Genomic DNA, 26,902 nt, shown 5'->3' with positions numbered 1-26,902 from the left:
GTGAAGCGTTCATGTCGGTGCGCGCGGTGGATAAATCCGCGTCGGCAGCCAGAAAATCAGCAGGATCAGCGCCAGCGCGACGCCGGCCATGCACAGATAAAGATCCGATGAGGTCAACACCACGGCCTGTTCATGCAGCCGATGAGCAAGACCGGCGCTGTCGCTGTCGGTCAGAGGGGAATTGCCGAGGTTGTCCACCAGCATGCTCGAATGGAAATGCAGCCTTGCCGTGGTCAACGCCTCGATCACTCCGGTAGCGATCACCGCTGACAGGCCTTTCACGGTGTTGAACCAAGCCGAGGCGTAAGGGCCTTCCATCGGCGTGATGCTGCCGGTGGAGAGCATCAGCAGCGGCAGCACCGCCATGGGCTGACCGAAGATTTGCAGCCATTGCAGCGCGTAGAAATCGTCACGAATCCACACCGACGTCAGCTGTGAACCACCGATGCACGACAGCGCCAACATGCTCAGTCCGAGCCCCAACACCCAGCGACAATCGACCCACCGCAGGTTGCACAGCGCCGCCACCAGGGGCAGCGCGATCAACTGTGGCAGGGCCGCCAGCAACATGATCGGTGCGGTCTGAACCGGGCGATAACCTTGCACCTGTGCCAGGTAGCTGGACGGAATGATGATCACCGCCAGCAACACCACCAGCACCCCGGCCAGGGTCAACAAGGCGAACGCCAGGTTGCGGATGCCGAGCATCTGCATCTTGAAAAACGGGATCGGCTGCGACCATTCGTTGATCAGGAACAGCACCAGCATCAACAGCCCGCCGCCGAGCAATCCGCAGATCAGGCTCGACTCGAACCAGTCCAGACGATTGCCTTGCAGGATGCCGATCACCAGCATGCAGATCGCCGGAAAACCCAGAAGCAAGCCGCGCCAGTTGAATTGCTTGAAGCGCTCCAGACGTAGCGGATCCTGCGGCAAACCGTACGCCACGGCCGCCATGGCAATCAGGCACGGAGCGATGATTTGCCAGAAGGTCCATTGCCAGCCGACGTACTCGGTCCACAAACCGGCCAGAGGAGTGCCGAGACCTGGGCCGAAAGTGGCCGTCAGCGCATAACCCGCCAGACCGTAGAGCTTCACGTTGGCCGGTAAAAAGCGCAGCGCGACGGTCATCAGCATCGGCGGAAGCGCACCCCCGGCCAGGCCTTGCAAGGTACGCATCAGCAGCAGGCTTTCGTAGTTCGGGGCGAACGGGCACAACACGCCCAACAGGGTGAAGGCGCTGATGGCGCAGAGGGTGAAGCGCCGCAGCGAGAAGGTCACTGCACACCACGGCGCGAAGGCCATGGCGGCTACCGAGGTCGCCGTGTAGCTGGCGACCAGCCAGGTGCCTTCGTCGTAGCCGATGGCCAATGCGCCACGAATGTCGGCCAGGGCGACCTTGGTCACCATCTCGTTGAGGCCCGACACCAGCACCGCCAGCAAGACCCCCACCAGACCGATGATGATTCGCGGGCCGAAGACGGGAGGCGTAACGGCGGCCGGACTGGTCGCGGCAAGAGGTGCCGTGACCGTGAGGGAAGTCATTTGCTGCAAGCTCCGGGGGTGGAATACCGAAGCATTTTAAGAAGCGTGGAACGTTACGAAAATTGACTTATCGGCAGGTTATAAGTGCGCCAGGTGCAGCAATACATATCCCTGTGGGAGCGGGCTTGCTCGCGAAGACGGCAGCCCATCCAACATCAATGTGACTGATACACCGCTATCGCGGGCAAGCCCGCTCCCACAAGGATTGGCGGTGAAACTTCAAGTGGGTTGCGCAGCCAGCCACGTTTCGTCACAGCAAGCCTTGAGCGTTTCTCGCAGCCAGCGGTGGGCCGGATCCTTGTCGAAACGCGGATGCCAGGCTTGGGTCAGCATGAGGGTGGGCAAGGGAATCGGCAGGGTAAACGAGCGCAGCTTCAAGCCCAGGCGTCGCACGCTCAACAACGCTTCCTTGGGCACCGGCAAAATCAGGTCGGAATCCGGCAGCGCAAACATCGCCGCGTGGAAGCTCGGCGCAATCACAGCCACCCGCCGCTCCAGCCCCAAGGCATTCAGTGCCGTATCGATAGGACCACGGGCAATGCCGCGCCGGGACATGCTGATATGCGAAAACCCGGCGAAACGTTCGGCCGTGATCTCTTCATCGAACAGCGGATGGTCCTCGCGAACCAGACCAACGAAATGAGTGGAGAACAGATTCTGCACCTTCACTTCCGGGGTCAGCGGCCGGGTGTTGCTGATGTTCAGGTCGATCCGCCCTTCGCGCAGCGCTTCATCATCGCCATCGCCTTCAGGGACGAAGCGCAGCTCGCAATGCGGCGCCTGGCGGTCGAGGGTGTCGAACAGCTTGCCGCCGTAAACGCCGACGAAAAAATCATTGGCGCGGATGCTGAACCGACGGCGCAATGAACCCAACTCCACCGCATCGGCCGAGCGAAACAGCAGCGCGGCCTGTTCCACGACGTCGCGCACTTGCTCGCGAAGTTCCAGCGCCTTGGGCGTAGGCACCAGTCCACGACCGGCACGCACCAGAATCGGGTCGCCGATGGCCTCGCGGATACGCGTGAGTGTTCGGCTCATGGCCGCCGGGCTGAGGTTCATCCGCCGCGCGGCGCCCACCACACTGCCCTCATCGAGCAAGGCGTCGAGGGCGACCAACAGGTTCATGTCCGGGAGTTGCATGCTGAGCACTCGTGCCTGGGATGGATTGATTCAGACGCAATGCTAGCAAACATTCCTCAAGTGATGTGTTGGTCGTACCGGCCCCATCGCGGGCAAGCCCGCTCCCACAGTGATCTCCGATGGATGCAGACTTTGTGTTCGACACATAACCCTGTGGGAGCGGGCTTGCCCGCGATGGGGCCGGTTCAGACACCGCAAAACTCAGCGCTGCATCCCCCAACGCTTAACGGTCACCCGCTCCAACGAATCAAACACCAGGTTCTCCACCAGCAACCCAATCAAAATCACCACCGCCAACCCGGCAAACACCTTGTCGGTGTACAGCTCATTACGATTCTGAAAAATGTACCAGCCCAACCCACCCTTGCCACTGGTCGCGCCAAACACCAATTCCGCTGCGATCAGGGTTCGCCACGCAAACGCCCAACCAATTTTCAGCCCGGCAAGGATCGACGGCAGCGCCGCCGGGATCAGGATGAACAACACAAAACGCATACCCTTGAGGCCGTAATTGCGCCCTGCCATGCGCAGGGTTTCCGAGACGCCGAGAAACCCGGCATAAGTATTCAGCGCCAACGCCCAAAGCACCGAATGCACCAGCACGAAAATCAGGCTGTTCTGCCCCAGGCCAAACCACAGCAGCGCCAGCGGCAACAGCGCAATAGCCGGCAGCGGGTTGAACATCGAGGTCAAAGTGCTCAGCAGGTCGCGACCGAACTGAGTCGACACCGCCAACGAGGTCAAGGCAAACGCCAGGACGATGCCGATCAAGTAGCCCTTGAGCAGAACGACCAGCGAAATCCAGACTTTTCCCAGCAACTCGCCGCTGAGCAAACCGTCATACAGCGCGCTGCCGGTTTGTAGAAAACTTGGCAGCAACAGGTCGTTGTTCTGAATGCGCGCAACCACCTCCCACAGCACTGCGAGCAAAATAAGGATCAGGCTCTTACGCAGCCAGCCCTGTTGCCACAGGCGTTGGCCGAGCGGTAATTCGCGCTCCACCGGCACGCTGGTCAATGGCTGCAAAACGGTTTCAAACTCTTCACGCGCAGATGATAAATGGCTCATCGGACACTCCTCTCAATGGCTCAATAAGCGATGCGAATGTCAGAAAAATCCAGCCCACGCTCGGTTTCCGGCGACTGGCCTTCATCGAACAACAGCCGATGAATCCGTCGCGCCGATTCCTGAAACGCCACGCCGCCGAGGCTGTGCAAATCGTATTGATGGCTGTGAACTTCGGCCCGCACCCGCCCCGGATGCGGCGACAGCAACAGAATACGGTTGCCCACCACCAGCGCTTCTTCGATGGAGTGCGTGACGAACAGCAGCGTGAAGCGCACCTCCTCCCAGAGCAGCAGCAACTCTTCCTGCATCTTGCGGCGAGTCAGCGCATCGAGGGCGGCGAAAGGTTCGTCCATCAGGAGGATTTTCGGCTGCATCGCCAACGCCCGGGCAATCGCCACACGCGCCTTCATGCCGCCAGACAGGGTGTGCGGATAGGCATCGGCAAACGCCGCCAGACCGACCTTGTCCAGGTAGTGCAGCGCCCGTTCTTCAGCCTCTTTTCGCTTCAGCGTTTTCGACGCCAGCAGCGGAAACATCACGTTCTGTTTGACGGTTTTCCACGGCGGCAGCTGATCGAACTCCTGAAACACCACAATCCGGTCCGGCCCCGGCGCATGGACGGTCTGGCCTTGCAGCCGAATTTCGCCCTCGCACGGTTGAATGAACCCGGCGACCGCTTTGAGCAGTGTCGATTTACCGCAACCCGACGGACCCAGCAGCACAAAGCGGTCCGCCGGATCGATTTCAAAACTCACTTGGTGCGTCGCCCGAACCACCCGTTGCGGCGTGCGGTATTCGAGGCTGACATGGTCGACGGACAGCAGCGCCTGGGCTGCCGCGATCGGGTTGCTGGCCGTGTGGCCTTGCAAAGGGGCGTTCATGTCGATCAGCTCCCTTGCAGTGGCTTGGCGTCCTGGAAGAAGTAATCCTTCCACGAATCCGGTTTGTTTTTGATCGCGCCGACGCGGTACAGGAGCTCGGCCAATGGGTAAGTGTTTTTCGGCGTGACGCTGAATTCGAACTGCGGGTTGTCGATGATTTTCAGCAGCGCGGCGCGGTCTATTTTGGCTTTGGTGACGCGGATGTAGGTGTCGGCGGCGGCGCCTTTATCGTTCTGGGCAAACTGCGCGGCTTCGGTCAGCGCTTCAACGAAGGCTTTATAGGTTTTCGGGTTCTCGTTGCGGAATTTCTCGGTGGCGAACAGCACGGTTGGCGAGTTCGGACCCAGCAGGTCATAGGTGTTCAGCACCACATGAACGTTGGGATTGCCCAGCGCCTGATCCTGGAATGGCGGGTTGGAGAAGTGCCCGCTCAACTCGGTACCTCCGGCGATAAGCGCAGCCGTGGCATCCGGATGCGGTACGGCAATGGTGTACTTGTCGAGGCGATTGAATTCCTTGTCACCCCACTGCTTGGCGGCCGCGTATTGCAGGAAACGCGACTGCACCGAAACGCCGACCGCCGGCACCGCGATGCGGTCTTTTTCGGTGAAGTCGGCGATGGTTTTGACCTTGGGGTTGTTGCTCACCAGGTAGTACGGGAAGTTGCCGAGGGAGGCCACGGCCTTGACGTTCTGCTTGCCGTGGGTGCGGTCCCAGATGGTCAGCAACGGACCGACGCCCGCCCCGGCGATATCAATCGAACCCGAGAGCAGCGCATCGTTGACCGCCGCGCCACCGGACAACTGGGTCCAGTCGACTTTGATGTCGATGCCTTCCTGCTTGCCGTACTTCTCGATCAGGTTCTGATCGCGCACCACGTTGAGCAACAAGTAGACGATGCCGAACTGCTCGGCGATGCGGATTTCACCTTCGGCGTGGGCCACGGTCGGCGCCACCAGACTGCCGGCGACCAGGCTGAATCCCAAACCGATGGCAGCGGCCAGCGGCGCGAATGGAAGACGTTTGGACATGGAAGTTCTCCGACAGATCAGAAAGGCGCGTCGCCCTGGATGGTGGTGCGATACAGCTTGCGGCGCAGATGGCTTGGGCATCCGGCGGCAAGGTGGATCAGCGAACGGTTGTCCCAGAACACCAGGTCATGGGCCTGCCATTGATGGCGGTAGATGTTTTGCGGCAAGACGCTGTGGGCATAGAGCTCGTCGAGCAGTTGCTTGCTCTCGTCTTCCGGCAAACCGACGATGCGCGTGCTGAAGCCTTCACTGACGAACAACGCCTTGCGCCCGTTTTCCGGGTGCGTGCGCACGATCGGGTGGACCACTTCGACGACTTGAGCCAGTTGCTCCGGGGTCAGGGTCGGGCGCCAGTTGCCTTCGAATTTGGTCTCGCTGTAGCGCGCCGTGTAGGAGTGCGCGGCCGAACGACCTTCGACGGCTTTGCGCAGTGCTTCGGGCAGGTTGTCCCAAGCTTTGTGCATGTCGGCGAACAAGGTGTCGCCACCTTCGGAAGGCAGTTCCTGGGCGTGCAGCATCGAGCCCAGGCTGGGCAGTTCTTTATAAGACAGATCGGAATGCCAGAACTTGCCGGCGTCACCGAGGCCGATGGATTGGCCGTTTTCGATGATGTTCGAAACGATGAGGATTTCCGGGTGACCGGCCAGCAGGAATTGCTTGAGCACATGGATCTGCAACACGCCGAAGCGACGGCTGAAGGCGATGTGCTGCTCGGGAGTGATGCGCTGGTCACGGAACACCACGACGTGATGATCCAGATGCGCGCGGTGGATACGGGCGAAATCCTGATCATTGATCGGGCGGGACAGGTCCAGGCCGATGATTTCGGCACCGACAGCGCCGCTGAACGGGCGAATGTCGAAGGTTTGTGGCGCGATTGCGGTTGACGCAGAGACGGCTGACATAAAAATCACTCCCACGCACGGCACGCTCAAGGGCGCGCGCATCGATCAAGAAACTCACGGAAGTCCCGTGTTGGTTCGTGTCGTGCGGCGCGCCGATTGGTCGGCAGGTACGCAGGAGGATGACTTTATAGATATAAGAATTGAAATTTAAATATCGTTATTGAATAACGATATGGCTTTTGATTTTTATCGCTCTTGAGGCCGCCATCGCGGGCAAGCCCGCTCCCACAGGTTCTATGACGATCACAAAACCCTGTGGGAGCGGGCTTGCCCGCGATGAGGATAAGGCCCGGCGGAGAACTACCGCTCGTGCAACGCCTCTGCCCGAGCCCGGATAATCGGTTTCAGCAGATAACTGAGAACAGTCTTCTTGCCGGTAATGATATCCACCGAAGCCACCATCCCCGGGATGATCAGCAACGGCTTTTCATCCGTCCCCAGGTGACTGCGATCCGTGCGCAGTTTGATGATGTAGTACGTGGTCTTCTTGTCTTCATCGGTGATGGTGTCAGCACCGATCTGTTCAAGCCTGGCCTTCAGCCCACCATAAATCGTGTAGTCATACGCGGTGAACTTCACCGTCGCTTCCTGTCCGGGATGCAGGAACGCAATGTCTTGCGGGCGAATCTTTGCTTCCACCAGCAAGGTGTCGTCCAGTGGCACGATTTCCACCAGGTCGCTGCCCGGTTGGATCACGCCGCCGATGGTGTTCACCAGCAACTTGTTAACGATGCCGCGTACCGGCGATGTCACCAGCGTCCGGCTGACCCGGTCTTCCAGCGCTTTGCCGGTGGCCTGGGCCTTGTTCAGGTCGGTGCGGGCTTCGTTGAGTTGGGTCAGGGCTTCGCTGCGGAACTTGCCGCGCGTCTCGTCGATCTTGCGCTGCACTTCCTTGATTGCCGATTCGGCGCGCGGGATTGCCAGCGTCGTGGCGTCCAGTTGCCCACGGGTTTCGACCTCGGCACGCTTGAGCCGCAACACCTCGACCGGCGACACCGCGCCCTGGGCCACCAGCGGCTCGGACATGGCTATTTCCTGACGCTGCAACGACAGCCCATTGCGGTACTGCGACTGTTTGGAGGTGAATTCGCGCAGCTCTTGTTGACGCTGGATCAACTGCTCCTGCAACCCGCCGATCTCATCGTGCAGCTGCTGACGGCGGCTGATGTACAGCGACTCTTCGCTGGCCGCCTGGCCGGGAACAGCCTTCAGCACATCGGCGGGAAAATTCAGCGGACGGTCATCGACCTCGGCGCTCAAGCGCTCCACGCGTAGCAACATCGACAGCCGATCAGCTTCGGTTTCGCCCACGTTGGAGGCAAACCGTGTGTCGTCGAGGCGAATCAGCGGCGCCCCGGCGTCGACGATCTGCCCTTCGGTGACGAACAGCTCGGAGACGATACCGCCCTCAAGGTTCTGGATTTTCTGGATCTTCGACGACGGAATCGCCTTGCCGTCGCCCTTGGTGACTTCGTCGATCACCGCGTAATTGGCCCAGAGCATCAGGAACACGAAGAAGCCGATGATCGCCCAGATCGTCAGCCGCACCACGCGCGGGGCGTCTTCGATGAGCGCTTTATTGACCTCCGGAAGTGGCTGGCCATGCAGCGACTCGGAGCCTTTGAAGTAACGGCGGATCGAATCCTTGAAACCCGACTTAAGCAACACTGATCTGCCCCTTTTTCAACGCTTCCATCACGGTGGCTTTCGGGCCATCAGCGAGAATTTGTCCACGATCGATGACGATCAGGCGATCGACCAGCGACAACAGCGATGCCCGGTGCGTCACCAGCACCACGGTCTTGTTTTCGACTACCGCGGCGAGGCGTTGCTTGAGGCGTTCTTCGCCGGTGTTGTCCATGGCGCTGGTCGGTTCGTCGAGCAGCAGGATCGGCGGGTTGAGCAGCAACGCACGGGCCAGGGCAACGTTCTGGCGCTGACCGCCGGACAGGTTCTGCCCGCGCTCACCGACTTGCAGTTCATAGCCTTGCGGGTGCAGCCGGGCGAACTCGTGCACGCCGGCCAGTTCGGCGGCTTGCAAGACCATTTCGTCTTCTACATAGCGTGCACCCGAGACCAGATTGTCGCGCAGGGTGCCGGCCAGCAGCTGGATATCCTGCGCGACGTAGCCGATGTTGTGGCGCAATTCGCTGACATCAATCTGGCGGATGTCGACGCCGTCCACCAACAGCGCGCCGTCATCCGGTTGATAGAGACCGACCAGCAGTTTGGCCAGGGAGCTTTTGCCCGAGCCGCTGCGACCGATGATGCCGATCTTCTCGCCCGGTTTGATCACCAGGTTGATGTTGTTCAGCGCCGCGTTCTGCTGGTTCGGGTAGGTGAAGTTCATCTGCCGGCATTCGATGGCGCCTTGCAGCACTTTGCGGCTCAGCGGGCGCTCTTCGAAGTTGCGTTCTTGCGGCAGCTCCATCATCTGGTCCACCGACACCATGGTCACCCGCGCTTGCTGGTAGCGGGTCAGCAGGCCGGACAACGAAGCCAGCGGGCTGAGCGCGCGGCCACTGAGCATGTAGCAGGCAATCAGACCGCCCATGCTCAGGTTGCCGGCGATGATCTGGTACACGCCGAAGACGATCATGATCACCCCGGCCAGTTGCTGGATCAGCAAGGTGATGTTCATCGCCAGGCCGGAAAGCATTTTTACCCGCAACTCGAGGCGGCTGAGGGTGCCGATGGTCTGTTCCCACTGATACTGGCGTTCGCTTTCGGCGTTGTTGACCTTCACCGCATCGAGGCCGGCAAGGGTTTCAATCAGGCTCGACTGACGCTCGGCGCCCAGGGCCATGGTTCGTTCCATGGTCGCCACCAGTGGCTTCTGCAGCGCATAGCCGATCAGTAGCGCTATCGGGAACGCCAGCACCGGAATCCACACCAGATGGCCACCGAGAATCGCGATGACCATGAAGATCAACAGCGTAAACGGCAGGTCGATCAGGCTGGTCAGGGTCAGCGACGCGAGGAAATCGCGCAGGCTCTGAAACTCATGGATGTTCTGGGCGAAGCTGCCGACCCGGGCCGGGCGGTATTTCATGGCCATGCCGACGATGCGTTCAAACAGCGTCGCCGAGATGATCAGGTCGGTTTTCTTCCCGGCCAGGTCCAGGCACAAGCTGCGCAGGCTTTTGAGAATCAGGTCGAACAAGTAAGCGCCGGTGATGCCGATAGCCAGCACCCACAACGTCGATTCAGCCTGGTTCGGCACCACGCGGTCGTAGACGTTCATCACGAACAGCGGCGCGGCCATGGCGATGATGTTGATCAGGAAACTGGCGGCGATGGCGTCGGCGTACAGCCAGCGCGAACGCTTGAGGGTGTCGCGGAACCACGAGCGCGCGCGCGGGATCAGCGTGCCGTGATTGACGTCGAATTTGTGCTGGGGTTGAGCGAAGAACACTTTGCCGATGTAGTCGTCGGCCAGCAGTTCGCGACTGACAAGGCTTTCGCCACCGTCGCTTTCGCTGATCAGCAGGCGGGCCTGGTCTTCACCGTGCCAGCCGAGGAGGACGGCACTGCGACCGTCCTTGAGCAGCAACAGCGCTGGCATCGCAATCGCCGGAATCTGCTCCAGTTTGCGCACCAGCACTCGCCCTTGCAGGCCGGCGCGAGCAGCGGCGCGGGGCAGCAGCTCAACGCTCAAGCGCTGCTTGGGTAACGGCAGGCCGGTGGTCAGCATCGCGGCGCTGGCCGGCTTCTGATGCAGCGTGCACAGGGCTAGCAGACCGTCCAGTAACGGATCGTCGTGCAACGCGCGTGGATCATGAATGAGTTGAACTCGACTGACTTCTGATTCCACGCTCGGCACTCTTGGCTAACAGTAAAAAAGGGAAGACTCAATTCATCCCGGGTAGCTGGACCCTGGGCTTCACGTCGTTCTGCACAACGGATGCCAACGGTGCGACCACTCCCTGGCTCTTGAGCAACTCGCCCATGGTCGCCTTGATTCGGTATTGAGTAAATAACTGAATGTTCTTGATCTCCGCCAGGCGACGGGAAGCGCTGAACAGTTCGTTTTCACTGTCGAGCAGGTCGAGCAAGGTGCGCTCGCCAAGGCTGAACTGCTTCTGATACGCGGTGCGCACGCTGGTGCTGTGATCGACATATTGCTGGGCGATCGGCACCTGGGCGTTGGCGTTGTTCAGCGCATTCCAGGCCAGGCCCAGTTCTTCATTCAATACGCGCAGGGCGTTGTTGCGGATATCCAGCGCCTGGCTGGACAGGTAGGACTTGGATTCCAGATCAGCCTTGTTGCTGCCGCCGGCATACAGATTGAAGCGCATGCGCAGCATGGCCTGCCATTCGTTGCTGTGGCCGTTCTGACCGTCGAGATCGTTGTCGGCGGAGCGACCCAGTTCGGCATCGAAGCGCGGGTAGAAGGACGATTTGGCCGCGTCGTACTGTTTCTCGGCCGCGGCGATGTCGGACTCGGCGGAACGCAGGATCGGGCTGTTCTCCAGCATCTGCGCGCGGGCTTCGTTCAGGTTGGCCGGCAACAGCGCGAGGAAATCGGCAGGCCGCTCCAGTTGATCGGGCATCTGGCCCACGGCGCTGAGAAAGTTGGTCTCGGCGTCTGCCAGGTTGGTCTGTTCGGTGATCAGGTTGTTGCGGGCCTGGGCCATACGCGCTTCGGCCTGATCGAGGTCGGCACCGCTGCCGACGCCGCGCTGGGTGCGCAATTTGATCTGGTCATAGATCCTTTCGTGGCTCTTCAGGTTGTCTGTGGCCAGGCGCACGAATTCGCGGCGGGTCAGTACATCCAGGTAAACCTGGGCCACGGTCAGCGCGGTGCGTTCGGACGTGCCCAGCAAGGAATAGGCGCGGGAATTAACGGTGGCTTGTTGACGCCCCACTTCACTGGACGTCGCAAAACCGTCAAAAACCATTTGCGACAGACGCAAACTCGACTCGCTGCGGTTCAGGGTTTCCCAGTGATTGTCATTCCCGGCAGCCCGCGTGGTGACGCTGTCAGTGCCCTCGCGACCATAACCGCCCAGCAGATCGACCCGTGGAAGGTATCCACCTTTTGCCGCCTTTAACTGATAATCCGCGGCCAATCGACTATTAACACCTGCCTGGATTTCCGGATGGACATCCAACGCCTGTTGCATGGCCTCCGGAAGTGACTGCGCCTGAACAAAACTGGCGGCTAGGGCGAACGGTAAAGCCTTGAACAGGTGCAAACGCATGATTGGAATTTCCCGGAATTACTTGTCTTGAATCACTGCAGGACGTGCCGCTGCATCGGATGATGACCATCGGAATGACCGTGTGTCGGAAAGTTTGAATTTGTAGCGAAGTCACACTCTGTGGGGCGGGTAGTTACCTAAATATCAATGTGACATTACGGAGGCGAGTGTTTAGGATGACAGCACTAAGGTCAATAGTTTGGCATATAGTTTATAGCGAAAAAATATAGCCAATTTGTTGACGATTAACCGCGTCAAAGTTGTGCCGATTATATCTTGAAAGTACGTCCAGACTGATTTGGCGAAAACGCCATCAGGTTCATGGAAGTCAACTGAACGTGACACCCGGAGAGTCTTCAATGAGCAGTGTTGTGGCCATCGTCAAAAGCATTGTCGGTCAGGTTTTCGCGGTGTCCCCAGAGGGCATTCGCCGAGTACTCGTTGAAGGCGACCGGTTGTTTGTCGGCGATCAGGTAGACACGGGCGCGGCGGGCGCCGTTACGCTGGAACTGGCTGACGGCCGGACTCTCGACCTGGGCCGCGACACGCAATGGAGCGCCAGCGACCCGGATTCCAGCACTGACCTGTCAGAAGCCACTGCACAAGCCGCGCCATCGGTTGAAGAACTGCAACAAGCCATCGTTGCCGGTGCCGACCCGACCACTGAACTCGAAGCCACCGCCGCCGGCCCGACTGCTGCGGGCACGGGCGGTGCGGCGGGTGGCGGTCACAGCTTCGTGATGCTGGATGCCACCGCTGGCCGGGTCGATCCGACCATTGGTTTCCCAACCGCGGGCCTCAGTTCTGCGGCACAGGCTGCACAACTCACCACTGGCGGCCAGACGGCTGACACCAGTGCCAATGTGCAGCGCGAATCGAACCTGAGCCTCAGCGCTACGCCGACGATTACCGAAGCAGGCGGCGTACTCGTTTACACGGCGACCCTGACCCAGGCACCGCTGACCGACCTGACCATCACCTTGTCCAACGGCTCGGTGATCGTGATCCAGGCCGGCCAGTTGACCGGCACCGTCAACGTCCCGCTCGCGCCAAACGACACCGTTTATAACGACTCGACCCAGATCAACGTGACCGTCACCGGCACCACGGGTGGCAACGGCATCACCGTCACCCCGCCGACGACCCCGGCCGTGACCCAGATCACCGACACCGTCGACACCACCACCGTCACCCTGACCGCCGGCGCCAACGTCACCGAAGGCGGCCAGATTACTTACACCGCAACATTGACCAACCCGGCGCAGACACCGGTCACCGTCACCCTGTCCAACGGTTCGACCATCACCATCGAGGCTGGCAAAACCACCGGCACTGTTGACGTGTCGACACCGACCAACGACGTCTATAACAACGGCAGCACGGTCACCACCACCATTACCGGCGCCACCGGCGGCAATTTTGAGAACCTGGTGCCAAACCCGGCCCCAGCCGTGACCACCATTTCCGACTCGCCGGACACCACCACCCTCACACTGACGGCGGGCTCGACGGTCACCGAAGGCGGTCAGATCACTTACACCGCCACCCTGACCAATCCGGCTCAAACGCCGGTCACTGTCACCCTGTCCAACGGCTCGACCATCACCATCGGAGCCGGCCAAACCACCGGCTTCGTGAACGTCGACACCGCGGCCAACGACGTTTATCAGAACGGCAGCACCGTCAGCACAACGATCACTGGTGCCACCGGCGGCAACTTCGAGAACCTGGTCCCGAGCACCACGCCTGCGGTCACCACCATTACCGACTCGGTCGACAACACCGGCCTGAGCCTCAGCGCCACCGGCACTGTCGTCGAAGGCGGCCAGATCACCTACACCGCCACGCTGACCAACCCGGCCGGCACGCCGATGACCGTGACCTTGAGCAATGGCTCGGTCATCACCATCGAAGCGGGCAAGACCACCGGCAGCGTGACCGTCGAGACGGCGGCAAATGACGTCTACAACAACGGCAGCACCGTCAGCACCACCATCACCGGGACCACCGGCGGCAATTTCGAGCAACTGACCCCGAGCACCACGCCCGCGGTCACCACCATTACCGACTCGGTCGACAACACCGGCCTGAGCCTCAGCGCCACCGGCACTGTCGTCGAAGGCGGCCAGATCACCTACACCGCGACACTGACCAACCCGGCCGGCACGCCGATGACCGTGACCTTGAGCAATGGCTCGGTCATCACCATCGAAGCGGGCAAGACCACTGGCAGCGTGACGGTCGATACCGCGGCGAATGACGTCTACAACAACGGCAGCACCGTCAGCACCACCATCACCGGGACCACCGGCGGAAATTTCGAGCAACTGACCCCGAGCACTGAGCCGGCGCTGACCACCATTACCGACTCAAAGGACGACACCGGCCTGAGCCTGTCAGCGTCCACCGAAGTGGCCGAGGGGGGTCAGATTCTGTACACCGCGACCCTGACCAATGCGGCTGGCACGCCGGTCACCGTCACCCTTTCGAACGGCGCGGTGATCACCATCGCGGCGGGCGCGACCACTGGCAGCGTGAGCGTCCCGGCTCCGGCCGATGACGTCTATAAAGACGCCGGTAAAGTCGAAGCGACCATCAAGGACGCAACGGGCGGTAACTTCGAGAACCTGGTGCCGAGCACTGTTCCGGCAGTCACTGACATTACCGATACCCTCAATACCTCGACCGTCAGCCTGACCGCGACGTCCACTGTGGCTGAAGGCGGCACCGTGGTTTACACCGCGTCCGTGACTGCGCCCGTGACCGGCTCGCCAGTTGTCGTGAGCTTGTCCAACGGCCAGACCATCACCATCCCGGTTGGCGCAAGTTCGGGTAGCGTGAATTTTGTTGCACCAAACGATGCCCTCGCGGGCGGCGGCTCCCTGAGCGTCAAGATTGATGATGCGAAGGGCGGTAACTACGAGAAGCTGGATGTTGACGGCAAGTCGGCGGACACCTCGGTCACTGATTCTGCAGACACCACCACGCTTAGCCTGACAGCAACCGATTCGGTCGCCGAAGGCGGTTCGATCGTCTACACCGCGAACTTGACCAACGCGGCCGGCACACCAGTCATCGTAAACCTGTCGAACGGCGCGGTGATCACCATTGCAGCCGGCGCCACCAGCGGCTCCGTGACCGTCAAGGCACCAGCCGATGACGTCTACAAAGACGCCGGCAAAGTAGAAGCGACCATCAAGGATGCGACTGGCGGCAATTTCGAAAACCTGGTCAAAGACCCGGCAGCGGCTGTGACTGACGTGACCGACACCGTCGACACGTCGACGGTCAGCCTGACCGCTACTTCGTCCGTGGCTGAAGGTGGGACCGTGGTGTACACCGCGTCCGTGACTGCTCCGGTCACCGGTTCGCCAGTGGTTGTGAGCCTCTCGAATGGCCAGACCATCACCATTCCTGTTGGCGCCAGCAGCGCCAGCGTGAACTTCGTCGCACCGAACGATGCCCAGGCCGGCGGCGGCTCGCTGAGCGTCAAGATTGATGATGCGAAGGGCGGTAACTACGAGAAGCTGGATGTTGACGGCAAGTCGGCGGATACCTCGGTCACTGATTCTGCAGACACCACCACTCTGAGCCTGGCCGCGACGGATTCCGTGGCTGAAGGCGGCTCCATCGTCTACACCGCTAACCTGACCAACGCGGCCGGCACTCCGGTCACCGTGACATTGAGCAACGGCGCCGCAATCACCATCGCCGCCGGTGCCACCAGCGGCTCCGTGACCGTCAAGGCGCCTGCCGATGACGTCTACAAAGACGCCGGCAAAGTAGAAGCGACCATCAAGGACGCTACAGGCGGCAACTTCGAGAACCTGGTCAAAGACCCGGCAGCGGCTGTAACTGACGTGACCGACACCGTCGACACGTCGACGGTCAGCCTGACCGCGACTTCGTCCGTGGCTGAAGGCGGCACCGTGGTGTACACCGCGTCCGTCACTGCGCCAGTGACCGGTTCGCCAGTTGTGGTGGCCTTGTCCAACGGCCAGACCATCACCATTCCGGTCGGTTCGAGCAGCGCCAGCGTCAACTTCGTCGCGCCGAACGATGCCCAGGCCGGCGGCGGTTCCCTGAGCGTCAAGATCGACGACGCCAAGGGCGGCAACTACGAGAAGCTGGACGTCGATGGCAAGTCGGCTGACACCTCGGTCACCGACTCCGCAGACACCACCACTCTGAGCCTGAGTACGACGGATTCCGTGGCTGAAGGCGGCTCCATCGTCTACACCGCTAACCTGACCAACGCGGCCGGCACTCCGGTCACCGTGACATTGAGCAACGGCGCCGTAATCACCATCGCCGCCGGTGCCACCAGCGGCTCTGTGACCGTCAAGGCGCCAGCCGACGACGTCTACAAAGACGCCGGCAAAGTCGAAGCAACCATCAAGGACGCGACTGGCGGCAACTTCGAGAACCTGGTCAAAGACCCGGCAGCCGCCGTGACCAGCGTCACCGACACCCTCGATACGTCGACCGTCACGCTGACCGCCACAAGCACTGTGGCTGAAGGCGGCACCGTGGTTTACACCGCCTCCGTCGGCGCACCTGTCACCGGTTCGCCAGTAATCGTGACGCTGGCCAACGGTCAGACCATCACCATCGCGGTCGGCGCCAGCAGCGGCACCGTCAACGCCGTGGTCTCCAACGATGTGCTGAGCGGCCACGCGCCGGTGACCAATTCGATCACCAACGTCAGCGGCGGCAACTACGAAAACCTGGTCGCCGATAAAACCCCGGTCAGCACCAGCGTGACCGACACCGTCGACACCACCACTCTGTCGCTGACCGCCACTGGCAACGTCAACGAGGGTGGCTCGATCGTCTACACCGCGACCCTGACCAATCCGGCCGGCACTCCAGTCACCGTGACCCTGAGCAACGGCGCCGTGATCACCATTGCGGCCGGAAAAACCACCGGCACCGTGACCGTCGACGCACCAAAAGACGACGTCTACAAGGACGCCGGCAAAGTCGAAGTCACCATCAAGGACGCCGCTGGCGGCAACTTTGAAAACCTGGTCACCAGCCCGAATCCGGCCGTGACCAACGTTGCCGACACCACAAACACCACTCAACTGACCCTCAGCGCTGACAAGTCTGTACTCGAAGGTTCGAACATCACCTACACCGCGACCCTGAGCAACGCCGCGCAAACCCCGGTGACCGTCAAGCTCAGCAACGGCGAGACCATCACCATCGCGGCCGGCAAGACCAGCGGTTCGGTCACCATCGCGGCACCAAGCGACGACGTCTATAAGGATGCCGGCAAGCTCACCGTCAAGATGACTGACGCCAGCGGTGGCAACTTCGAAAAACTCGACGTCAGCAAGACGGCCGTGAGCACCACCGTCAAAGACACGGTGGACACGACGTCCCTGTCCCTGTCGTCCAGTCACACCGTCAGCGAAGGTGGCCAGATCACCTACACCGCCACACTGAGTAACCCGACAGACACGGCGATGACCGTGAAGTTGAGCAACGGCGCAGTGATCAACATCGCCGCCGGCGCCAGCAGCGGTTCGGTCAACTTCGCCGCACCGGCCAACACGCCGTACATCGACGGCGGCAAAGTCCAAGCGACGATCGCCAGCCAAAGCGGCGGCAACTTCGAAAAAGTCGTCACCGACCCTTCGCCGGCGGTCACCACTGTCACCGATACCGCCGACACTACCGGCCTGAGCCTGAGCGCCACCGGCTCGGTCGCCGAGGGCGGTTCGATCGTCTACACCGCGACCCTGACCAATGCCGCCGGCACCGCCATGACCGTGACGTTGAGCAACGGTGCGGTGATCAACATCGCCAAGGGCGCCACCACCGGTTCGGTGAACTTCGCCGCCCCCAAGGATGACGTCTACAAAGACGCCGGCAAAGTCGACGCCAGCATCACCAAAACCACGGGTGGCAACTTCGAAAACCTGGTGGCCGACAAGACGCCAGCGGTCACGGATGTGACTGACACCATCAACAACAGCACCGTGTCCCTGACTGCCACGGCCAGCACGGTCGAAGGCGGCACGGTGGTTTACACCGCTTCGGTCAATGCGCCAGTAACCGGTTCTCCGGTGGTGGTGGCGTTGTCCAACGGCCAGTTCATCACCATCCCGGTCGGCGCGAGTTCGGGCAGCGTGAACTTCGTTGCACCGAACGACGCCTTGGCGGGCGGCGGTTCACTGAGCGTGAAAATCGACGGCACCACCGGCGGCAATTACGAAAACCTGGTGGCGAATCAAACCCCGGCGGTCACTTCGGTGACCGACGTCAAAGACACCACAACCGTCAGCCTGAGCGCTTCGGATTCGGTGGCTGAAGGCGGTTCGATTGTCTACACCGCGACCCTGACCAACGCTGCCGGCACGCCGGTCACCGTGAACCTGTCGAACGGTGCCGTGATTACCATCGCAGCGGGCGCCACTGCCGGCTCCGTGACCGTCAAGGCGCCTGCCGATGACGTCTACAAAGACGCCGGGAAAGTTGAAGCGACCATCAAGGACGCGACTGGCGGCAACTTCGAAAACCTGGTGCCAAGCACTGTTCCGGCAGTGACTGACGTTACTGACACTCTCGATACCTCGACCGTCAGCCTGACCGCGACTTCGTCCGTGGCTGAAGGCGGCACCGTGGTTTACACCGCGTCCGTTACCGCTCCGGTGACCGGCTCGCCAGTCGTCGTAACCCTTTCGAATGGCCAGAGCATCACCATCCCGGTCGGTTCGAGCAGCGCCAGCGTGAACTTCGTTGCGCCGAACAATGCCCTCGCTGGCGGCGGCTCCTTGAGCGTCAAAATCGACGACGCGAAGGGTGGCAATTACGAGAAGCTGGATGTCGATGGCAAATCGGCGGACACCTCTATTACCGATTCGGCTGACACCACCACTCTTAGCCTGACAGCGACGGATTCCGTGGCTGAAGGTGGCTCGATTGTTTACACGGCGAGCCTGACCAACGCGGCCGGCACTCCGGTGACCGTCACCCTGAGCAATGGCGCGGTAATCACCATCGCCGCCGGCGCCACCAGCGGCTCCGTCACCGTCAAGGCACCTGCCGATGACGTCTACAAAGATGCAGGTACAGTCGAAGCGACCATCAAGGACGCCACTGGCGGTAACTTCGAGAACCTGGTCAAAGACCCGGCAGCAGCCGTGACCAGCGTCACCGACACCATCGACACCTCGACAGTCAGCCTCACAGCGACTTCGTCCGTGGCCGAAGGCGGCAACGTGGTGTACACCGCTTCCGTCACCGCGCCGGTCACGGGTTCGCCGGTCGTCGTGACCTTGTCCAATGGCGAAAAAATCACTATTGCGGTCGGCGAAAGCAACGCCTCGATCACCGTCAAAGCACCGAACGATGCCTTGGTCGGCCACGAACCGCTGACCAATGCCATCAAGGAAGTCACGGGCGGCAATTACGAGAACCTGGTCGCCGACAAGACCCCTACCTCGACCGCCATCAGCGACACAACGGACACCACCAAAGTGACCATGACCGCCAGCGACTACGTGGTCGAGGGCGGCACCATCACTTACACCGTCAACCTCAGCAACGCCGCCGGCACTGACATGACGGTCAAACTGAGCAACGGCGAGAGCGTCGTGATCAAGGCCGGCGACAAGTCGGGTTTCATCACCATCCCGGCGCCGGCCGATGACGTTTACAAGGACGGCAGCAAGATCACCGTTGGCATCACCAGCACCGACGGCGGCAACTTCGAAAAACTCGACGTCAGCAAAACCACGCACACCACCACCGTCAACGACACCATCGACACCACAACGCTGAAACTCAGCGCCGATGTGAGCACCGTCGGCGAAGGTGGCCAGATCACCTACACCGCCACGCTGAGCCACCCGGCCGACACGGCCATGACCGTGACCCTGAACAATGGCCTGGTGATCAACATCAAGGCCGGCGAGTCCAGCGGTTCGGCGCCGTACACCGTACCGAACGACGTCTACACCGGCGCCTCGCCGGTCCGGGCAGCGATCGCAGAGAGCGCTGGCGGCAACTTCGAAAAACTCGACACCGACCGCTCGGCTGTCGTCACCAAAGTGACCGACAGCGCGGATACCACGACGCTGAGCTTGAGCGCGACTGATTCGGTGGCTGAAGGTGGGTCGATTGTTTACACGGCGAACCTGAGCAACGCTGCCAGCACGCCGGTCACCGTAAACCTGTCGAACGGCGCGGTGATCACCATCGCGGCTGGCGCCACCAGCGGCTCCGTGACCGTCAAGGCACCTGCCGACGACGTCTACAAAGATGCTGGCAAAGTCGAAGCGACCATCAAGGACGCTACTGGCGGCAACTTCGAAAGCCTGGTCAAAGACCCGGCGGCTGCGGTTACCGATGTGACCGACACCGTCGACACTTCGACCGTCAGTTTGACGGCCAATAGCAGCGTGGCCGAAGGCGGCACCGTGGTTTACACCGCGTCCGTTACCGCACCGGTTACGGGTTCGCCAGTGGTTGTGAGCCTCTCGAACGGCCAGACCATCACCATTCCGGTCGGTTCGAGCAGCGCCAGCGTGAACTTCGTTGCACCGAACGATGCATTGGCTGGCGGCGGTTCGCTGAGCGTCAAGATTGATGATGCGAAGGGTGGTAACTACGAGAAGCTGGATGTCGATGGCAAGTCGGCGGACACCTCGGTCACCGACTCGGCTGACACCACGACTATTAGCCTGACTGCGACGGATTCCGTGGCTGAAGGCGGCTCGATTGTCTACACCGCGAACCTGACCAACGCAGCCGGCACGCCGGTCACAGTCACTCTGAGCAACGGCGCGGTGATCACCATCGCTGCTGGCGCGACTGCCGGCTCCGTGACTGTCAAAGCGCCAGCCGATGACGTCTACAAAGACGCAGGCAAAGTCGAAGCGACCATCAAGGATGCTACTGGCGGCAACTTCGAAAGCCTGGTCAAAGACCCGGCGGCTGCGGTTACCGATGTGACCGACACCGTCGACACTTCGACCGTCAGTTTGACGGCCAATAGCAGCGTGGCCGAAGGCGGCACCGTGGTTTACACCGCGTCCGTTACCGCACCGGTTACGGGTTCGCCAGTGGTTGTGAGCCTCTCGAACGGCCAGACCATCACCATTCCGGTCGGTTCGAGCAGCGCCAGCGTGAACTTCGTTGCACCGAACGATGCATTGGCTGGCGGCGGTTCGCTGAGCGTCAAGATTGATGATGCGAAGGGTGGTAACTACGAGAAGCTGGATGTCGATGGCAAGTCGGCGGACACCTCGGTCACCGACTCGGCTGACACCACGACTATTAGCCTGACTGCGACGGATTCCGTGGCTGAAGGCGGCTCGATTGTCTACACCGCGAACCTGACCAACGCAGCCGGCACGCCGGTCACAGTCACTCTGAGCAACGGCGCGGTGATCACCATCGCTGCTGGCGCGACTGCCGGCTCCGTGACTGTCAAAGCGCCAGCCGATGACGTCTACAAAGACGCAGGCAAAGTCGAAGCGACCATCAAGGATGCTACTGGCGGCAACTTCGAAAGCCTGGTCAAAGACCCGGCGGCTGCGGTTACCGATGTGACCGACACCGTCGACACTTCGACCGTCAGTTTGACGGCCAATAGCAGCGTGGCCGAAGGCGGCACCGTGGTTTACACCGCGTCCGTTACCGCACCGGTTACGGGTTCGCCAGTGGTTGTGAGCCTCTCGAACGGCCAGACCATCACCATTCCGGTCGGTTCGAGCAGCGCCAGCGTGAACTTCGTTGCACCGAACGATGCATTGGCTGGCGGCGGTTCGCTGAGCGTCAAGATTGATGATGCGAAGGGTGGTAACTACGAGAAGCTGGATGTCGATGGCAAGTCGGCGGACACCTCGGTCACCGACTCGGCTGACACCACGACTATTAGCCTGACTGCGACGGATTCCGTGGCTGAAGGCGGCTCGATTGTCTACACCGCGAACCTGACCAACGCAGCCGGCACGCCGGTCACAGTCACTCTGAGCAACGGCGCGGTGATCACCATCGCTGCTGGCGCGACTGCCGGCTCCGTGACTGTCAAAGCGCCAGCCGATGACGTCTACAAAGACGCAGGCAAAGTCGAAGCGACCATCAAGGATGCTACTGGCGGCAACTTCGAAAGCCTGGTCAAAGACCCGGCGGCTGCGGTTACCGATGTGACCGACACCGTCGACACGTCAACCGTCAGCCTTACCGCGACGTCTTCTGTCGCCGAAGGCGGCACCGTGGTGTACACCGCGTCCGTCACCGCTCCGGTCACCGGCTCGCCGGTTGTCGTGAGCTTGTCCAACGGCCAGACCATCACCATTCCGGTCGGCTCGAGCAGCGCCAGCGTGAACTACGTTGCGCCGAACGATGCCCTCGCCGGCGGCGGCTCCTTGAGCGTCAAAATCGACGATGCCAAGGGCGGTAACTACGAGAAGCTGGACGTCGATGGCAAGTCGGCAAACACCTCGGTTACGGATACCGCAGACACCACCACCGTCAGCCTGAACGCTACCAACTCGGTCGCTGAAGGCGGCTCGATCGTCTACACCGCCAACCTGACCCATGCGGCCGGCACGCCAGTGACCGTGACCCTGAGCAACGGCGCGACCATCACCATCGACGCCGGAAAAACCACCGGCACCGTGACCGTTGATGCGCCGAAAGACGACGTCTACATCGACGCCGGCAAGGTCAGCACCACGATCACCACCGCGACCGGTGGCAACTTCGAAAACCTGGTGCCGAGCACGGTTCCAGCCGTGACCAACGTCACCGACACCATTGACACGTCGACGGTCAAACTCAGCGCTACCGGCACCGCGGCTGAAGGTGGCACCGTCACTTACACCGCCACCGTCGGTGCGCCAGTCACCGGTTCGCCAGTGACTGTGTCGTTGGCCAACGGCCAGACCATCACCATCGACATCGGCAAAACCACCGGCTTCGTGACCACCCTCGCTCCCAACGATGCGTTGACCGGCCATACACCACTGACCAACTCGATCACCAACGTCAGCGGCGGCAACTACGAAAATCTGGTGGCCGATAAAACCCCGGTCAGCACCACCGTGACCGACACCACCGACACGACCACGCTGTCGCTGAGTGCGAGCAACTCGGTGGCCGAAGGTGGCCAGATCATCTACACCGCCACCCTGACCAACGCCGCCGGCACACCGGTGACCGTGACCCTGAGCAACGGCGCGACCATCACCATCGACGCCGGCAAAACCACCGGCACCGTGAGCGTTGATGCGCCGAAAGACGACGTTTACAAAGACGCGGGCACGGTCCAGGCGACCATCAGCAACGCCACCGGTGGCAACTTCGAGAACCTGGTCAAGAGCCCGGCCGCAGCCGTCACCAACGTCACCGACACCCTCGACAGAACCGAAGTCAGCATCACCGGCAGCACTTCGGTAACCGAAGGACAGACCGCCAGCTACACCGTCAGCCTGACGAGCCCGGCGCAGACCGAAGTCACCCTGAAGATCACCTACAGCGGCATCGCCGCCGACGGTTCGGACTTCACCGGTGTGTACACCGTGAAAATTCCGGCGGGCGCCAGCACGGCGAATTTCAACGTCGCGACCCTGGACGACCGGATCACCGAAGGCACTGAAAACTTCGTGGTCAAGATCGACTCGGCCACCGGCGGCAACTTCGAGAACCTGGCGATCAGCGCGACCAACGGCAGCGTCAGCACCGCGATCGTCGACAACGACGCGCCGCCCGTGCTCGACCTGGATGCCAACAACTCCAGCGGCGCCACCGGGGCCAACTACAACGTGACCTTCACCGAAGGCACCTCGGGCCAGGGCGTATCGATCGGCGACACCGACCTGAAAATCACCGACCCGGACAGCACGATGCTGACCGGCGCGACCATTGTGCTGACCAACCGTCAGCCGGGCGATGCGCTGAACCTGGGCAACAGCGTCAACGGCATCTCCATCAATGCCAACAGCAAGGACGGCACCGTCACGCTGACGTTGTCCGGCAATGCGACGCTGGCCGACTACATGCAGCAGATCAAGAACATCAGCTTCACCAACAGCAGTGAAGACCCGAGCACCGTGCCGCGGATCATCACCGTGACCGTGACCGATGGCAGCAACTACTCCAACACCGCGACCACCACCGTCAACGTCGTGGCCGTGAACGATGCACCGACCGCCGCGCCGGTTAATGTCACCGGCACCGAAGACACCCCGCTGATCCTCGGCTGGTCGACCTTCGGCGTCAGCGATGTCGACAGTCCGGCCGCCAGCCTCGGCGTAAAAATCACCGGCCTGCCGGGCGAAGGCAAATTGCAGTACCTGAACGGTTCGACCTGGACCGACGTGACGAACAATCAGACCCTGTCCAAGGCTGACATCGACGCGGGTAAAGTGCGCTTCCTGCCGGATGCCAACGAATCCGGCGCCAATGGCTACGGCGGCACCGGCGTGGGCAACAATCTGGCGGACTATGCACAGATCAAGTTCCAGCCCACCGACGGCACGTTGCTGGGCAACACCGGCACGATCAAAATCGACATCACGCCGGTTGCTGACGCGCCGTCCCTGAGCGTTGCGGATAACAGCGTCAAATCCACCGGGCTGATCAAGGAAGTCTGGACCGGTCTGTCGGGCCTCGGTACCGACGGCAGCGGCGCAGCGTCAAACACGCTGAAGTCGGTGATCGATGCAGCCGGGAAACCGAACAGCAGCACCACCGTGACCAACGTGCAGTCCGACGGCAGCGTGACCGCGGGCACCGCGTCGAAAACCTCCGGCCTGATCTACCTCGAAGCCGGCAAGACTTACAGCTTCAGCGGCACCGGCGATGACAGCCTGCTCGTGACCATCGGCGGCAAAAACGTGGCCAGCGCGCTCTGGGGCGCGGGCGGCAGCCTGAGCGGTTCGTTCACCCCGACCGCCAGCGGCTACTACACCCTGGATATTTACCACCACAACCAGAGCGGCCCGGGCAGCTATGACGTCAACCTGTCGGTCAACGGCGCTGCAGCGGTCGACCTGAGCAGCGCGGGCGTGCCGCTGTACACCGGCGTGGCAGACCTGGCCGCTTCCGGCGTGACCGTCTCCGATTTGCACGGCACCAACGGCGAAGGCTACTACGACGGCTACAAGCTCAACGAAGCGGCCGAAGGCACCAGCGTTCACCTGTCTGCGATCAAGACTGCGCTCACGGACACCGACGGCTCCGAAAGCCTGGTCGTGAAGATCAGCGGCATTCCGGCGGGCTCCGTGCTCACCGATGGCGCCGGCCACACCTTCACCGCCAGCACCTCGGCGGGTGAAGCCAACGTCACCGGCTGGAACCTCGGCTCCCTGACCGTGACCCCGCCGCCGTACTACAACGGCCAGTTCAACTTGACCGTAACCTCGACCTCCACCGAGGTGCTCGGCGGTTCGGCGGTCAGCACCGCGACGATCCCGGTCACGGTTTACCCGGCGGTCTACAACGCCGTTACCGCCACGGCGGCCGATGACACCATCACAGGCACCGACGGCAACGACATCATGGTCGCCGACATCGGCGGGCTGACCGTGGTGCCAGGCACCAACTACAACATCGCGTTCATGGTCGACAGTTCGGGCAGCATGAGCGCGTCGTCGATCAGCGCCGCCAAGGACTCGCTGACCGCCGTGTTCAACACGCTCAAGCAGAGCATGGGCGGCAACTCCGGCACCGTGAACATCTTCCTCGCGGACTTCGATAACCAGGTCAACAAGTCTGTCTCGGTGAACCTGAACGACCCGAATGCGCTGATCCTGCTCAAAGCAGTGCTGGATTCCATGGCGTCCGGCGGCGGCACCAACTACGAGGACGTGTTCAAAACCACGGCAAACTGGTTCCAGAGCGCCGACGCGATGGCCAACACCGGGGCGAAGAACCTCACTTACTTCATCACCGACGGCAAGCCGACCTACTACCAGAGCGGTGAGCAGACCAACCCGACCCTGTTCGGCAACGTGAAGCTCGATGACGTCATCACCACCACCAATTACAAGTTGGGGCAGACCTACTCGGGCTACCTGGACAGCACTCACTACCTGACCATCGATAACTCCGGCACCGTCACGCTGCAGACGTATAAGAGCTCGTGGGGCGGTTACTGGAGCAGTTCCGAACTGGGCACCATTCGCGCCGAGGGCAATGGCACGTACGAGCTGTCCTATCGCGACGGCAACGGCAGCAGCACCGGTTCCAGCGCCATCGACAACTCCACCAGCGGTTTCGCGCTGCTGGACAAGGTGTCGACAGTCGAAGCCATCGGCCTGAACAAAGACGTCACCCTCAGCGACCTGAAACCGTACGACTCGGACAAGACGCCGCAAACCAACATCGATCCGAAAGACCTGGCCAACTCGATCATCGGTCACACCGAAGCGACCCTGCCGGGTGCCGACACAGTCAATGGCGGCAACGGCAACGACATCCTGTTCGGCGACCTGGTGAGCTTCAACGGTATCGCCGGCGAGGGTTATCAGGCGATGCAGGCGTTCGTCGCCAAAGAAACCGGCGTGGACGTCAGCAAAGTCACGACCAGCAACGTGCACCAGTTCATCACCGAGCACTACAGCGCATTCGACGTGTCCGGTGCCCATGACGGCAACGACACGCTGTTGGGCGGTGCGGGCAATGACATTATCTTCGGCCAGGGCGGCAATGACCTGCTCGACGGCGGCAAGGGCAATGACATTCTGCTCGGCGGCTCGGGTAACGACTCGCTGATGGGCGGTCAGGGCAACGACATCCTGATTGGCGGCTCGGGCGCCGACACCTTCGTCTGGAAGTCTGGCGACACCGGCAGCGACGTGATCAAGGACTTCAAGGCCAGCGAAGGTGATCGCATCGACCTGCGCGATCTGCTGCAAGGCGAAACCGGCAGCACCATCGACAACTTCCTGAAAATCAGCACCGTGGATGGCGTGTCGTCGTTGCAAGTCAGTTCCGGCGGCAAGTTCAATTCGGGCGACGCGGCCGCCGCAACGCCGGATGTGACGATCAAACTGGAAGGCAACAACTGGTCCGGCGCCAACATTCACACGTTGATTGCCGGCAGTGACCCGACCATCAAAGTCGATCACAACAACAGCTGATCCAACAAAAAACGGCCGCCCTTATGG

The 26,902-nt window shown here is 61.4% G+C and carries 10 protein-coding genes; 1 reads left to right on the top strand and 9 read right to left on the bottom strand.

What is annotated here, in order from left to right; all coding sequences use genetic code 11:
* Window positions 1-9 precede the first annotated feature (9 nt).
* From DJ564_RS01775 to DJ564_RS01735, 9 genes are all read right to left on the bottom strand, one after another.
* On the bottom strand, window positions 10-1,545 hold the full coding sequence (locus DJ564_RS01775; RefSeq protein WP_109627192.1) for an MFS transporter: 1,536 nt from the start codon (window positions 1,543-1,545) through the stop codon (window positions 10-12).
* Window positions 1,546-1,764: 219 nt separating this feature from the next.
* Window positions 1,765-2,685: a LysR family transcriptional regulator gene (locus tag DJ564_RS01770; protein ID WP_109627191.1), complete on the bottom strand. Its 921-nt coding sequence runs from the start codon at window positions 2,683-2,685 to the stop codon at window positions 1,765-1,767.
* A gap of 201 nt (window positions 2,686-2,886) precedes the next feature.
* The gene (locus DJ564_RS01765; RefSeq protein WP_109627189.1) at window positions 2,887-3,753 is read right to left on the bottom strand and encodes an ABC transporter permease; all 867 of its coding nucleotides are present in this window, start codon (window positions 3,751-3,753) and stop codon (window positions 2,887-2,889) included.
* 20 nt (window positions 3,754-3,773) lie between these two features.
* Window positions 3,774-4,634, bottom strand: a complete 861-nt coding sequence (locus DJ564_RS01760) for an ABC transporter ATP-binding protein (protein ID WP_109627187.1) — start codon at window positions 4,632-4,634, stop codon at window positions 3,774-3,776.
* Window positions 4,635-4,639: 5 nt separating this feature from the next.
* Window positions 4,640-5,665, bottom strand: a complete 1,026-nt coding sequence (locus tag DJ564_RS01755; protein WP_109627185.1) for an ABC transporter substrate-binding protein — start codon at window positions 5,663-5,665, stop codon at window positions 4,640-4,642.
* Between the two features lie 17 nt (window positions 5,666-5,682).
* On the bottom strand, window positions 5,683-6,570 hold the full coding sequence (locus DJ564_RS01750) for a TauD/TfdA family dioxygenase (RefSeq protein WP_109627184.1): 888 nt from the start codon (window positions 6,568-6,570) through the stop codon (window positions 5,683-5,685).
* A gap of 300 nt (window positions 6,571-6,870) precedes the next feature.
* Window positions 6,871-8,238: an HlyD family type I secretion periplasmic adaptor subunit gene (locus DJ564_RS01745; protein WP_109627182.1), complete on the bottom strand. Its 1,368-nt coding sequence runs from the start codon at window positions 8,236-8,238 to the stop codon at window positions 6,871-6,873.
* Window positions 8,228-10,384: a type I secretion system permease/ATPase gene (locus tag DJ564_RS01740; protein WP_109627180.1), complete on the bottom strand. Its 2,157-nt coding sequence runs from the start codon at window positions 10,382-10,384 to the stop codon at window positions 8,228-8,230. The genes DJ564_RS01745 and DJ564_RS01740 overlap by 11 nt, the downstream gene beginning before the upstream one ends.
* A 37-nt stretch (window positions 10,385-10,421) precedes the next feature.
* Window positions 10,422-11,774: a TolC family outer membrane protein gene (locus tag DJ564_RS01735; RefSeq protein ID WP_109627178.1), complete on the bottom strand. Its 1,353-nt coding sequence runs from the start codon at window positions 11,772-11,774 to the stop codon at window positions 10,422-10,424.
* A gap of 359 nt (window positions 11,775-12,133) precedes the next feature.
* Here DJ564_RS01735 and DJ564_RS01730 point away from each other — a divergent pair, with 359 nt between their 5' ends.
* Window positions 12,134-26,875 carry a retention module-containing protein gene (locus tag DJ564_RS01730; protein WP_109627177.1) on the top strand — a complete coding sequence of 4,914 codons (14,742 nt, stop codon included), beginning with the start codon at window positions 12,134-12,136 and terminating at the stop codon, window positions 26,873-26,875.
* The last annotated feature ends 27 nt before the right edge of the window (window positions 26,876-26,902 follow it).

It is taken from the genome of Pseudomonas sp. 31-12 (assembly GCF_003151075.1).
GTDB lineage: Bacteria > Pseudomonadota > Gammaproteobacteria > Pseudomonadales > Pseudomonadaceae > Aquipseudomonas.
Note: the sequence above shows the minus strand (reverse complement) of the source record. Positions and strands in the feature narration are given on the sequence as shown.